The 14,005-nt window shown below is 47.6% G+C and carries 11 protein-coding genes and 1 pseudogene; 5 read left to right on the forward strand and 7 right to left on the reverse strand.

Going from position 1 to position 14,005, the window contains the following annotated elements; translation table 11 throughout:
- Positions 1 to 14: 14 nt before the first annotated feature.
- Entirely contained in the window at positions 15 to 251 is a 237-nt protein-coding gene (locus ACTQ16_RS12590) for an acyl carrier protein (RefSeq protein WP_004342032.1), read from the reverse strand.
- Between the two features lie 225 nt (positions 252 to 476).
- Between ACTQ16_RS12590 and ACTQ16_RS12595 the strand changes: the two genes are divergently transcribed.
- From ACTQ16_RS12595 to ACTQ16_RS12615, 5 genes and pseudogenes are all read left to right on the forward strand, one after another.
- Positions 477 to 1,082, forward strand: coding sequence for a DUF4254 domain-containing protein (locus tag ACTQ16_RS12595; RefSeq protein ID WP_294971315.1), 606 nt, complete (start codon positions 477 to 479; stop codon positions 1,080 to 1,082).
- Positions 1,083 to 1,155: 73 nt separating this feature from the next.
- A complete protein-coding gene (locus ACTQ16_RS12600) occupies positions 1,156 to 2,241 on the forward strand; it encodes a glycosyltransferase family 9 protein (RefSeq protein ID WP_294971318.1) in 1,086 nt (361 codons plus the stop codon).
- A gap of 415 nt (positions 2,242 to 2,656) precedes the next feature.
- Entirely contained in the window at positions 2,657 to 3,649 is a 993-nt protein-coding gene (gene nadA / locus ACTQ16_RS12605) for a quinolinate synthase NadA (protein WP_217760003.1), read from the forward strand.
- 85 nt (positions 3,650 to 3,734) lie between these two features.
- Positions 3,735 to 5,720, forward strand: coding sequence for a glycoside hydrolase family 97 catalytic domain-containing protein (locus tag ACTQ16_RS12610; protein ID WP_441937694.1), 1,986 nt, complete (start codon positions 3,735 to 3,737; stop codon positions 5,718 to 5,720).
- A 103-nt stretch (positions 5,721 to 5,823) separates the two neighbouring features.
- Positions 5,824 to 5,937, forward strand: a pseudogene (locus ACTQ16_RS12615) (Rpn family recombination-promoting nuclease/putative transposase); the annotation flags it as partial.
- A gap of 982 nt (positions 5,938 to 6,919) precedes the next feature.
- On the opposite strand, the gene ACTQ16_RS12620 reads toward ACTQ16_RS12615, so the two are convergent.
- From ACTQ16_RS12620 to ACTQ16_RS12645, 6 genes are read right to left on the reverse strand one after another with little or no spacing between them, the layout of a single operon-like run.
- Positions 6,920 to 8,008, reverse strand: a complete 1,089-nt coding sequence (locus ACTQ16_RS12620) for a glycosyltransferase family 1 protein (protein ID WP_441937696.1) — start codon at positions 8,006 to 8,008, stop codon at positions 6,920 to 6,922.
- A gap of 25 nt (positions 8,009 to 8,033) precedes the next feature.
- A complete protein-coding gene (locus ACTQ16_RS12625; RefSeq protein WP_294969050.1) occupies positions 8,034 to 8,984 on the reverse strand; it encodes a glycosyltransferase in 951 nt (316 codons plus the stop codon).
- Entirely contained in the window at positions 8,972 to 9,979 is a 1,008-nt protein-coding gene (locus ACTQ16_RS12630; RefSeq protein WP_294969047.1) for a glycosyltransferase family 2 protein, read from the reverse strand. The genes ACTQ16_RS12625 and ACTQ16_RS12630 overlap by 13 nt, the downstream gene beginning before the upstream one ends.
- The gene (locus ACTQ16_RS12635; RefSeq protein ID WP_441937698.1) at positions 9,976 to 11,094 is read right to left on the reverse strand and encodes a hypothetical protein; all 1,119 of its coding nucleotides are present in this window, start codon (positions 11,092 to 11,094) and stop codon (positions 9,976 to 9,978) included. The genes ACTQ16_RS12630 and ACTQ16_RS12635 overlap by 4 nt, the downstream gene beginning before the upstream one ends.
- Positions 11,070 to 13,067: a type IX secretion system anionic LPS delivery protein PorZ gene (gene porZ / locus ACTQ16_RS12640; protein ID WP_441937700.1), complete on the reverse strand. Its 1,998-nt coding sequence runs from the start codon at positions 13,065 to 13,067 to the stop codon at positions 11,070 to 11,072. Before porZ ends, ACTQ16_RS12635 begins: the two co-directional genes overlap by 25 nt.
- A complete protein-coding gene (locus ACTQ16_RS12645) occupies positions 13,064 to 14,005 on the reverse strand; it encodes a glycosyltransferase family 2 protein (protein ID WP_441937701.1) in 942 nt (313 codons plus the stop codon). The genes porZ and ACTQ16_RS12645 overlap by 4 nt, the downstream gene beginning before the upstream one ends.

The raw sequence follows: 14,005 nt of genomic DNA on the forward strand, positions 1-14,005 counted from the left end.
ATTTTAGTGCTAAATTACTTAGCGTTCTCCTCGATGTAAGCGATAGCGTCACCTACAGTAGCAATCTTCTCAGCCTTATCGTCTGGAATAGAAATAGAGAACTCCTTCTCGAATTCCATGATCAACTCTACTGTATCCAATGAATCTGCACCGAGATCGTTTGTGAAGCTTGCCTCTGGCTTTACTTCTGCCTCATCAACACCGAGCTTATCAACGATAATTGCCTTTACTTTGCTTTCAATTTCTGACATAATTGTAACCTTTAAAATGTTTATAAATTAATTTCTAATTAAAAATCTGGGTGCAAAGGAACACTTTTTTTTTGAGATAAACAAATATTTTGGCGAAAAAAGTGACTTTCGGTGCACAATCACCCCTAAATTGTGCATTAATTTGGTCTTTTTTCGCTTTTTTGTTGGCTCTTTGAGAGAAATTTGTTACTTTTGTGCAGTATTTAATTAAACATTTCAAACCATATGACATTTACAGAAAACGCTAACAGGATTTTTAATCAGGCGATAGCTGATTATCACATCAAAGACAATATTGATACTCCTATCAATAATCCGTTTGCCGAAGGTACCATCGAGAACCGTCTCTACCTCAAGTGCTGGATTGATACCGTACAGTGGCATTTCGAGGATATCATCCGCGATCCGCAGATTGATCCTGCTGAAGCGCTCGTCTTGAAGCGCCGTATCGACAAGAGCAATCAGGACCGTACTGACCTCGTGGAGCAGATTGACTCTTACTTCCGTGAGACTTATAAGGACGTAAAGGTACATCCGGATGCGCGCATCAATACCGAGAGTCCGGCATGGGCTGTTGACCGCCTGAGCATCCTCGCCCTCAAGATTTATCACATGAAGGAGCAGGTAGACCGTCCTGAGGCTTCTGCTGAGCACAAGGCTAAGTGCCAGGCTAAGCTCAACGTGCTGCTCGAACAGCAGGTAGACCTTTCTACAGCCATCGACCAGCTCCTGGAAGATATCGAGGCGGGAAGAAAGTACATGAAGGTATATCGCCAGATGAAGATGTACAACGACCCTTCTACCAATCCGGTTCTCTACAACCAGAAATAAAACAGGAGGAGGATGAGGGAGAGCTATTTCTCCCCATTCCCACCTTATTATATATATAAAGAAGAAAAAACAAATGAAGACAGAGCATATACTTGTTATAAGATTCTCGGCCATGGGCGATGTTGCCATGACCGTACCTGTGATATATTCGCTGGCCAGACAATATCCACATGTCAGGATAACAGTGCTCAGTCGTCCATTCGCCCGCTCATTCTTCGAAGACCTCGCCCCTAACGTAGGCTTCATGGAGGCAGACATCAAGGGCGAATACAAAGGCGTAACGGGCTTGAATGCATTGTATCGCCGACTCATCGCCAAGCAGTTCACGGCGATAGCCGACCTGCATAGCGTATTGCGCTCCAGCTATCTGCGCATGCGTTTCAATCTGGCCAATTTCAAGGTGGCACACATCGACAAGCATCGCAGCGGCAAGCGCAAGCTGGTAGCATCTTCCGGCAAGAAACTGCAGCAGCTGTCTAGCTCCTTCCAGAATTATGCAGATGTTTTTGCACAGTTAGGCTATCCCGTCAAGATGGAATTCACATCCATCTTCGGCGAAGGAAAAGGTAATCTCGCCAGCCTGCCACAGGAAGTTTTCAGAGCCGGCGACAGCGTTATCAGTCTGGAAAACAAGCACATAACCGAACCTTGGATAGGCATCGCTCCGTTTGCTGCACACGAAGGCAAGATTTATCCCGTACAGCTGATGGAAAAAGTTATCCAGCAACTTATCCACAATCATCCCCACTGCCATATCTTCCTCTTCGGAGGAGGCAAAAACGAGACTCCGGTCATGGATAAATGGGCAGAAGACTATAAGCAGGTAGTGAATGCTTCCTCCCATCTGGGCGGTCTGCAGCAGGAACTCATCCTGATGAGCCATCTCCACGTCATGCTGAGCATGGATAGTGCCAATATGCATCTGGCTTCGCTCGTCAATACTCCTGTCGTTAGCGTCTGGGGAGCCACTCATCCTTACGCTGGCTTCATGGGATGGCATCAGAGCCCCGACAATGCCGTTCAGCTTGACCTGCCTTGCCGTCCTTGCAGCATCTACGGCAACAAGCCATGCATGCGCGGCGACTTTGCCTGCATGAAGAATATATCTCCCGAACTGATTATCGAAAAAATAGAAAACGTATTCAAGCAGAAATCCTGACCGGTTTCTGCTTTTTTGTTTATACACGAAAAACCGTTGATAAGTGTACGGAAAACCCTATTCATAACTTTTTAATAACTTCGTAAATATCCACAGCCCCCATGTCATGAATGTGAAAATAGGGATATCCACAGGGTTATTAATAAGTTTTTAGAAACTTTTTCGCACTTTTTGAGCGGAAAAAGATATAAACTTATTAACTTTGCAGCGAATTGGGGAAATGTTGATAAAACGGTTAAGGCATTAAGAGCCAGGAAAAAGATTTCCATTACCCGTGCTCATAACTGACAGGAAGACTTGGAAAACGGAAACAGCAAATATCCGGACTGTTTTTTATCCACTTATCCACGTCATATCATCATCCTAATAATTCCTTTTTAAAAATTAGAAATAAAGAAATATAAATATGAATATTATGGTGAAAAAAGAATGGATTGAGAAAGGATACGTTGACGAACCCGTTGACGAAGCCTTAGACTTGAAAGCTGAAATCAAGAAACTCTGTAAGGAGAAGGATGCTATCATCCTGGCGCACTACTATACCGTAGGCGAGATTCAGGACATTGCCGACTTCGTGGGCGATTCCCTGGCGCTGGCACGCAAGGCTGCCGAGACCGATGCCAAGGTGATGGTGATGTGTGGTGTTCATTTCATGGCTGAGACCTGCAAGCTCCTGAGCCCTGACAAGACCGTGCTCTGCCCAGACCTCAATGCCGGCTGCTCGCTTGCCGACAGCTGCAAGGCTGAGGATTTGAAGAAGTACAAGGAGGAGCATCCTGGATATAAGGTGGTGAGCTATGTCAACACTACCGCTGCCGTGAAGGCGCTGACCGATTGTGTGGTGACCAGCGGCAATGCCAAGAAGGTGATTGATGCCTTCCCGCAGGACGAGAAGATCATCTTCGGTCCTGATTACAACCTGGGCAACTATATCAACAGCGTGACGGGCAGGAACATGCTGCTCTGGAATGGTGGCTGCCATGTGCATGAGAAGTTCTCTGTAGAGGCTATCATCCAGTTGAAGCAGGAGCATCCTGATGCCGTCGTGATGGCCCACCTGGAGTGCAAGGCGCCTGTGCTTGCCGTAGCCGATGTGAAGGGTTCTACAGCCACCATGCTTCATTATGCCCAGGAGCATCCGGAAATCAAGGAGTATATCATCGCCACAGAGGCTGGTATCCTGCACGAGCTGGAGCGCAACTGTCCTTCCGTCGTCTTCTATCCTGTTCCGCCGGAGGTTAGCGAGGGTGGAGTAGGCTGCAGCTGCAATGAGTGCGAATATATGAAGATGAACTCATTGAAGAAGATCTACAATAGCCTGAAGTTCGGCTGGCCTACGGTAGAAGTGGCTCCGGAAATAGCCAAGGATGCCGTCAAGCCTATCGAGAAGATGCTTTCCCTCTCATAAGACCCGGAAGTTCCGTTCCGTGAATGATCTGCATTTTTGGAACGGAACTCTTTAACCATTAGATAAACAACAAAACAACTTAGGTATGGATGCAAGATTAATCACTCCAATCCTGGCTTTATGCTGCCTGCCTTTGTCGGCGAAAGTATATACCGTCCAATCATTATTGGGCGATATGGTTGTTAACATCCATGTGGATAAGTCGATAACCTGGGATATCACCAAGGGGAAAACTCAGGTTCTGAAACCTTCCGCTATCTCCTTACAGACTGATAGACAGACCTTTGGCGTCAATCCGAAGGTGCGCAAGGCTACCGTTCATAATTATAAGAACGATGATACGGGCGGCTATCAGCAGCTGCTCCTTTCCTGCAACGGATATGATGTGGAATTCCGCGTTTTCCTGAATGCTGCAGCCTATCGCATCATCCCTAAGAAGACAATCAATAAGGTGGTGAATGAAACTTCCGAATATCGCTTTGCCGGCGATTATCAGAGTTTCGTACCTTATGTGAATGATAACCGTGAAGGAGAGCGCTGGTGCTATTCCTTCGAGTCCTATTATGACGAGGCTCCGCTGTCCATAATGTATCAGGATTCCCTCGCCATCACGCCTCTAGCCGTCTGTCTGCCTGAAGGAAAGAAGGCCGTGGTCATGGAGGCTGATGTGGAAAACTATCCGGGCATGTATCTCCTGAAGGGTGCGTCTTCTTCAGAATATTCGCTGCAGGCTGCCTTCCCTCCTTATCCTTTAAAGGAGAAGATAGGTGGATACAACCGCCTGAACCTGGTCCCTACAGAGCGTGCCGGCTATATCGCAGAAAAGGTAACCCGTCTGCCTTGGCGCATCGTTCTCGTAACCGATGAAGACAAACAGCTGGTAGGCAATGATATTGCCCGACAGCTGGGACCTCAGTGCAGAATCAAGGATACATCGTGGATAAAGCCGGGAAAAGTGGCTTGGGACTGGTGGAACAACACCAATATCACGGGCGTGGATTTCCGTGCCGGCATCAATACCGATACCTATAAGTATTTTGTGGATTTTGCCCGCAAGAACGGCTTGGAATATATCATCATCGATGAAGGCTGGAGCGATTCCGAAGACCTGCTCATCTTCTCCGACAAGATGGATATGGCGGGCATCATCAACTATGCCAAGCAGAATGGGGTAGGAGTGATTCTCTGGTCTTCATGGCGCAATCTCATCCAGCGCGGTCATGAGAAGATGGAAGAAATCATGAAGCATTACGGCGATATGGGCGTCAAGGGATTCAAGGTTGATTTCTTTGACCGTGACGACCAGAAGGCTATCAATTCCGTATACGAGGTGGCTGAATGTGCTGCCAGACATCATCTTCTGCTCGACCTTCATGGCATGCGGCCGTTTGGCGTACAGTTTGCCTATCCCAACATCGTGAATTTCGAGGGCGTGAAGGGTTTGGAGAATTCCAAGTGGGAGCCTCGTGTGGGCGATGGTCCTCTGCACGACCAGCCTCGCTATGACGTGACGATTCCATATCTCCGTGCCCTGCCGGGCAGTTTCGACTATACGCCTGGAGCCATGGTGAATGCCGTCCGTTCGCAGTTCTTCGGCAACAACGACCATCCGATGAGCCAGGGCACCAGAGTGCATCAGATGGCGATGTATACTATCTTTGATGCTCCTTTGCAGATGCTTGCCGACAGTCCTACGAAGTATATGCAGAATCAGGAGTGTACCGATTTCATAGCCCAGATACCGACGGTTTATGACCAGGTGGTGCCATTGGACGGCAAACTGGGCGAATATGTGGTTGTAGCCAAGAGAAAGGGCAGCAGATGGTATATTGCAGCGATGAACAACTGGCAGGCCCGTGACCTCACCATCGACCTCTCTCCATTGCTGAAGCTGAACGGAAAGACCAACCGTCCTGAAAAGCTGAGCGGCAAGGCGAACATCTTTGCCGACGGCATCAATGCCGACCGTGAAGCCACAGACTATAAGCATACTTACCAGCAGATCAGTGCCGGCGATAAGCTTCAGATACATCTGGCTCCAGCAGGTGGTTGGACAGCCATCGTAGAGTAAATAAAAGGGTCTATACGTCACCCGTTCATCGTGCCATTTAGACCCTTTTTCTATTGTTTTGCCCCACACGCCCTGGGCTAGGAGCTTTTGGGCCTTCAGCCCGGAAGGCAAACATAAGACCAAAACTGAAACAGCACAACGATTGCTGGCAATGGGACTTTCTGCCGAACAGGTTGCCAAAGCTACCCAGCTACCTTTGGAAATCATTAAGAAATAAATATACCAACTGAGATGTAGATACTAATTGTAAATTATTAATTGTTTCCATCTTTCTTCCGATTGGCGCCTATATCTTCCGATTGATGGTGTGAAGGAGAGGTTGATGCCTTTCTCCTAATCACCTGCAAAAGTACGACTTTTTTTTGATACCACCAAATTTCGGGTTGTGATAAGGGCCGATTTTCAGTAGCTTTCAAATTGTAAGTTGGTTAATAATTACAAGTCATAGTTTTGAGAGAAGAAAAACATAGAGTTGCGGAGCAGAAAACATAGAGTTGTGGAGCAGAAAACATAGAGTTGTGGAAAAGAAACTGTAAATCAGGAGAATCAGGATATTCCGGAAAGATCCCCGATTTATTATTTCAATTTCAGTTATTTCAGTTATTTCAGTTTTCTGCGCCTTAGTACTTTTCTCTTTATAGTAGTATCTTATATATTTATATATATATATATAAATATATAAGATATATAATTTACTTACAATTCGTAACTACATATCTAACATATAGGGGCACGCTGAAAACTGAAATAACTGAAATAACTGAAATTGAGATAGGGTTTGGAGTATTTGGCCCTATAAGCCAGCCTTCTTGCTCTACAGACCCCTTGTATGTGGTCTCAAGAACGGGCTGAAGGCCCAGAAGCAGTGCACAAGGCATCCTGAAAACCCTGGGCGCCGTCCTTTATTAACAAAATGTACGGTAAATATTGTCGGAAAAAGAAAAGAGAGTATCGATAAAGGTGGTAAAAACTGGTTGATAGGTGGTAAAAACTGTTTTCTTTTATATAAAACAATATTTTTAACCTCCTGAAAAGACAAAAATTACGATATTGGTAATCCGAAATATTGTATCTTTGCATCAGTTAAAACAAACGGACGTTGTGAAACGTCTTTTCATCATCTTTTACTTATACAAATAAAATTAGAAAGTTTAATCTAATTATAAAAAAGAGTGCTCAAGTGATTGAGTGCTCTTTTTTTATTTCCAGTAAAAGGCTTCATATTCGCGAGCCACCTTTATATAATGGTGGTGCTTTTCTATATATTCCATACTTTGCTTTTTTAACAGAGGTATCCGCTCTGGATGCAGGATGAGTTTTTCCAGTTCTCCGTAGACACTCTCGTAGCTGGGCTCTACGTTGATGATGGGACGAAGCTGGGTTTCATGAAGAATCTCGTAGTTTTCCGGTTCTCCACCTCCTATGCAGATGATGCCCCTTGCCATCGCTTCCAGCGGATTCATGGAGGGAGTGTAGCTGTAAAGCTGGTCGAGGATGGCATCGCTCCCGTTCATCATCCTTACGTATTCCCGGAAGGGCAGGTTTTCTGCCTGGCGCAGTTCCATCCTGTCGGGATATTTTTCTGCTATCGCCAGGGCAGCCTTCAGCATGATGTCCGTACCCTTATATTCGCTCCGGCTTCTGTTGATGCCGATGAAAATCCTTACCTTATCACTATCCTCCTGAGTCGGTTCCAGGTCATGGGGCTTGATGGGGAGAGGGATAAAGGTGGTCTTTGCGGGGAATTTCGGGTGATAGCATGCCCAGTATTCATAGAGTCCCGTCACGATGCCGTCGCACTCGCCGGCTATGATTCTGTTGAGTCTTTCCTTCTCCGTGCCCAGCCAGTCTTTCCTTTCCTTCAGGGCGTCAGCGTTGGTCCGCAGGGTCTCTCCCATGTTGAAATCGCTGTATCTCAGCGGTTGGTCGTTGCAGCAGCCACTCACCCAATAATAGTCCATCCCGAAACCGCCCAGGATAATCTTCCCGTTGTGCCGTTTCAGATAGCGGTAGACGGGTAGGATGCGCTCTGCCTTCAACTCGAGAAACATGGGATTGATGAGCTGTACGACATCATATCCGCGAAGCTTGGGCAACAGCGCATACAACCGTGCCATATACGCTATTCCGCCCCATTTCCCGGGCTTCCTGACCAGGTCGATATCCCGCGGATAGTTCTTCCAGAAGTCGCCGTTAGAGAGCACGGTAACCTGATGCCCCAGCTGTCGGAGTCCTTCGGCAAGTGTGGCATGAACGTTGCTGTATTCTCCCATGAGTAGTATTTTCATATCCTATGAATCTAAAAATGAATTTTTATCCCTTCAGCTGGGGCAGGGTCATGACCATGAGTCTTCTGCCCACCTTGCTTCTTATCGCCTTGCAGAACAGCTGGTATTTCTTGGTATATTTCTTGTCTGGAAGCGGATAGAGCCCCTTGTCGTGGAGCCGCTTCATGGCATCTTCCAGATGACGGGTGCTGCGGGTGAGCAGGATAGTGTTGTAGAGATAGTCCATGGTGAGCTGGGCTATTCTGCGGTTGAGGGCCACTCTCTCCGTATCAGACAGTAGCGCCGCCTTCTCCTGCAGATGGCAGATGACGAGCTCGGTATCGGCGAGTCGCCTCAGATTGTGGCGCATATTCTCCTTCTGATGCATGATGGAGTCTTTCCTCGTGCGGTAGAAATATGCCCTGGCATCGGTGGTGATGACTCTTTCAGCCTTCAGGAAGAGGAGCGGGGTGAATTCCTCGTCCTCGTGCAGGATGCCCGGGGTGAAGCGCTGGTTCTGCAGGATATCTCTCCTGAAGACATAGCTGCAGGATGAACCCCGCAAGTTGTTGTTGTGCAGGAAGATACTGCCGCTAACCGGTTCGGTATATGAATAAGGTACCTCCTTAATCTCCTTATCCGTCAATTCGAAATATACGATGTCGGGGTTGTGATATCTCACCAAATCGAGACAGTGTTCATAGCCCCGCTGGAGCAGATAGTCATCGCCGTCAATAAACTGCAGAAATTTGCCGGTAGCTATCTTGATGCCCGTGTTCCGGGCTATCGACAAGCCCTGGTTGCGCTGGCGCAGATAGATGAAATCGTCCTGATAGTCCATCAGGTCGTGGATGGGCGAGAGGTCGCTTCCATCGTCGACGATGATGATTTCGCGCTCCTTTGGATTGAGCGAGAGCTGCAGGATGCTTTTCAGGCAGAATTCCAGATATTCTGACGGCAGGTTGTAGGTGGTGATGATGAAACTTACCAGTGGCATCTGAGCTTTCTGCCCAGACAGAGAATTTGATGTATAAGATGATTGACTTTGCATAATCGTTGATAACCTAATATTTTAAGAAGTTGAAGTTTAAACGGATGGATTCCTTTATCTATCCCGGCAAGATATTCCACGAGAGGCGGGGAAGGTTCCAGCTTCCCGGAAACGTCGTAGAGATCGAGCATGATGTTCAGTATCTGCGCCATATAGTCCTGCAGCTGTTCTCCGTATTGCTGCATATAGGCGGGATGCGCCTTGAACCGGTGCATGATGCTGGTCAGGATGCGGATATGGGCATCGTATAATGATTTCAAATCCCCATATTTTGCCTGGGCTGTGATGCCCCGACTGTTCCAGTGATAGACGTATTTCCCTATATCCGTGACCCTGATGACGGGGAAGGCTTTTTCGTCCTTCCTGTCAGAAACCAGTCTTATCAGCAGCGGGGTGGTCCATGCGTCTTCGAAGGTCCTGCCCTTGGGAAATTCTACGTCGTCGAAGAGATGGCGCCTGTAGATCTTATTCCAGGCATAGGTATGCTGATATCCCCTTTCGGCAAACCAGTAGTCCAGCGGATTCTGATATTCGGCAGGCGTGAAGGTGAGTTCTGACTGTCTCTTCCGGTTGCCGTATCTCTCTGATACAGAATACTCCAGAATGTCGACATGGGGATGCTTCCCGATTTCCTGAATCAGGTTTTCCAGGGTGTTATCCACCATCGTATCATCGCTATCCACAAAGGTGATATATTCTCCCCGTGCCTTTCTGATTCCGGCATTGCGGGCATCGCTCAAGCCTCCGTTTTCCTTGTGAATCACCCTGATGCGGGCATCTTTCCGGGCATATTCATCGCAGAGCTGGGGACTGCCGTCGTCTGATCCATCGTCTACGAGAATCATCTCATAGTCGGTGAATGATTGCTGCAGGATACTCTCCAGGCATCTTTCCAGGGTATCCTGCGTGCGATATACGGGTATGATAATGCTCAGTTTCATGACTTTCTGATGTTTGCTATGATGATGAATGGAAGCGACATGCTGAAATAGGAGATGTCGTATGTGGGACTGAACAGCTGGTAGTTGCCCGATGTTGCCATATTGATGATGAACGTGACGGCGGTGAGGAGGAAGAGTCCGTAGCCTATGTTGCCATACAGTCTTCTTCTGCTGTCCTGCCAGCTGAATGCGAGATAGATCATGACAGGTATCAGCAGGAGGATGCCCGACAGGCTGCCCTGGCGGGTCTGCAGGACGAAGGGATTGTATTCGAAGAACAGCAGACTCTTCATATCCCACAGCAGGAAGGGGAGAAACGTGAGGCTGAATGTCAGGAAAATTCCCAATAAGAAGCTTGTTTTCCTCCGAAGGTTTAATGAAAGGAAGGGGCGCAGCAGGAAGATGAAGAACGGAATGGCGGCTGCCAACCGCGTGCTGAGCAGCATTCCCAGCAGGAGGGAAAAGAGTACGGGACGGGTGGATAAACCTGCTTGCTTTAGCAGCAGCAGGTTGATGACTGCCAGCACCAGCAGGAAGTTTGCCATCAGGTCGCTCCTGACGAATATCTCGTATAGGAAGGCTGGAGAATAGAGCAGACACGCTAGGAAACAGAGTGTTGCCCTGTTGCCATACAGGCGTTTGACGGTATATAGCGTGAAGGCTAAGACCGCAAAAAGGGAGAGTCCTACATTGTTGAGATAATAGAACGGGATGTGCAGAAACTGCCAGACGGGGAAGGGAGATCCGTAGCCGCCCAGATGGGTTGGAGCCATATAGGGGTATCTGCCATGCACCAGATAATTGATGAAATTGTGGATTGCCGACCATCTGTCTACCTGTATCTGATAGGGGTCGATGAGATATTGCATGCCTGCCAAAACGAGGATGAAGCCGAGGATGGCGAACCAGAGGCTGCGACTGCCCACATGCCCTACACGAGCAGCAAGACGGGGGAGAAGCAGACCGGTAAGAAGGTAGGCAGAAAGCACCAGAAGGGTGACAGAGAGGCTTATCCTCATCAGATACTTCGTGATGAACAAAGCATTGATGAGAAAATAGAGCACATACAGAATATATGTATTTATATCTTTTATCTGATGATTGCAATTTTGCATACTGTTCCTTGATTACCTTCGTTTGTTGCCGTTTCTACCATATAGATACCGCTAGCCACCTTTTCTCCCTTCCTGTTTCTGCCGTCCCAGGTATAGGAGCCTCCGTTGCTCTTGCCCTGGTTTACGAGGACACCGTTGGAAGTGACAATCTTGACATCTGCCTGGAATGACAATCCGGTGATGGTGATGAGTCCCGTATAATCAGGTTTCACGGGGTTAGGATAGGCCCAGACATTGCCACTGGTCATTTCGTCATTGGTCTTGCTGGCGTTGCTCATATAGGAGCAGAGACCCTTGTCGGTGCCGAAGAATACCTCACCGGTGGCATCGTTGATGGCTATCGACTCGATGTTGTCAGAGAGCAGAGGACTGTTGCCCGACGTGAAATGATGGATTTCCTCCATATTGTCGTCGCTGATGAGATAGACACCGTTGCTGCTGGTTCCAAACCATTTTCTGTTGCCCTCATCGATGGCGATGGCGCTGATGCTTACGCCTCCCAGCAGATAGTCGGCAAAATTGGTACCGTCGTTTCTTGGAATCTTCACCTGCGTCAATACCGGGGATTCCTGGGTTGTTTCCTTCTTTTCTATCAGTATCGGACCCGCATCCGTTGCCAGCCAGATGTTGTGTAACCGGTCTTCCTTGATATCCTTCAGCCAATAAGTTGTAAACTTAGTTTCATCCTCATTGATGAAATTGGTGGTAGAATACAGCTTGTTGTTCGTCATGTCATATCTGAAGAATGCCGGATTCTGCCAGTTGTCGTTGCTGAACCACAGGATGTTCCTGCTGTCTATCAGCAGATGGCTCATGTTGGGCAATGTAGATAACTCGTTCTGCGAAAGCGCCGTCCAGATTCCGTCCTGATAGGTGAGCAGGTTCTTTTCCTTGTTCATGCTGTTGATGAGCCAGAGCTTGCCCTGGCTGTCGAACGTAAGGCCCTGCACGACCACGTAGTTCTTGTCTGAACCGAATACGGAAACCAGCGGACTGTTGTCGTAGCTGTAATGCTTGATGAATCTGCCATCGGCAAACTTGTAGAGTCCGGTTCTTCCGCATGCAAAAAGGGTATCGGGATGCAGCGGATTGAAATCGATGCAGTTGATGTCCATATAGGAAGGATTTCCGGCAGCCTCATGAAAATTGTCTTCATAGATGTTCCATTCCTGGTTGTCCAGAAGCTGGATGCAGCCTGGGCGTCGCATGTCCTGCATCACGTTATAGCCGCCTCCGCAGGTATATAGCTGTCCCCGGTCGAACTTCATGAATCCAAAGTAGTTATACTTCGGACCTCCCGGCTTCAGGGTGCTTACTATCTGCCTGAGTTCGCTCTTGTCTTCCTGCTTCCGGGCAGCATAATCTCCCACCCTGCTCCAGCTGCTCCTATCGAGCAGGTTGCTGGTGAGCGGGGCACGGTATTGTCCGCTCGCCTGGCTGTAGGCATAGATATACCGGTCTTTTATCTCGCACCAGTCAACCTTGAATCCGAGCTGATAGGTATCGCTGATTTCGCCATCTGCCACGTTCACCTTGACGATGCCGAAACCGTTGCTGAGATAGGCATATTTACCATATATATAGATATCGTTTACCGATTTATCGCCAGTGGTAGCAGCCGTATAATAATCAGAGAGATTCTGAACAGAGTAGTTACTGCTGTTCATCAGGTCGATATTGGCATTTCTGTAGAGAATCAGCAGGCGTCCGGCAGCCTTGTTGTAGGCGATGTGCTGGATATCGCAGTCGCTCAGATAGTCTACCTTGCTGAAGGTCTGGATACTCTGGTCGTTCCTGTTGTAGACATATAGATTGTTGGAAGCCTGTACGAAAATCAGGTTTCCTGCGTGTTCTATCTCCTGCACTTCGCTATATGCCATATAGGCTTTCCAGTCGCCGATGGCAGCGAATGTGCGGTTGGATGCAACCTGCAGAATCAGGAACGTAAGGAGTATCAATATTTTCTTGCTCATATATCCAGATGTATATAATATAATAACTTATATATATTAAACAGAAAAATGCTGGGTTTATTGCCTGTGAGCCTTGCTTTTATTGGTAGACTCAGCAGCGGAAAGAGATGCTGGCAGAGCGGATAGAGACGGCAGCGCTTCAGCTTGCCGGCATAACTGATGATTCTGGAATAGCCCTGCAGTTCTGTTCTGAACTGATAGAGGGTGTGCAGGCTTTCCTCTGTCTTGCGGATAAACGACATGTTGCCGATAAAGTGTTCATAACCCAGTGGATTATCTACGTGTAGAATGGATATGTGGTTGTCTTTCAGGTTTTTACCCCATAGTACATCTTCATATCCATAGTGGATAAACCTTTCGTCGAAGGGATATCTGAGCATGATATTCCGCTTCACGATGAAGTTGGAGGTGTGGAAATCTGCATAGGGATTAGCCTGGCGCTGGAGATGATTTCCATTCTGCGTGCCGGCTGATTCGAAGATATATCGTAAGTTATACTTCAGCCGTTCTCTGGTTTCAGCATCCCGTTTTATCTGATAACCGCCATAGATAACATCGTTTTCCTTTTCTCTTTGATAATCGGCAAGATACTGCTGGCTGATAATGTTCATGTTGCTGTCGATAAACAGCAGCCAGGGATATTTTGCCTCCTGTGCCAGGAAATTCCGGATGGCAGCCCTGCCCACGTTTTCTTCTCTTTCGATATATCGGCAATGGGTGAGGGTGTTGATGATTCGGTTCTCCTCTACGGTTCCCTTATCGGTAGAACCATCATCGGCAACCAGGATTTCGTATTCGAAACAGGAGGATGATTCCTGGGAAGAAGAGCGGGTTTCCGAGGAAGAAGACAATAATGAAGCTTGAGCCTGTAAGGACTTTACAAGCTCAATACATACATTATTATATGTAGGGATTAATATCGAAAGGGTATTAATCAT

The sequence above is a fragment of the Prevotella sp. LCP21S3_D2 genome, from assembly GCF_052118345.1.
Taxonomy (GTDB): Bacteria; Bacteroidota; Bacteroidia; order Bacteroidales; family Bacteroidaceae; genus Prevotella.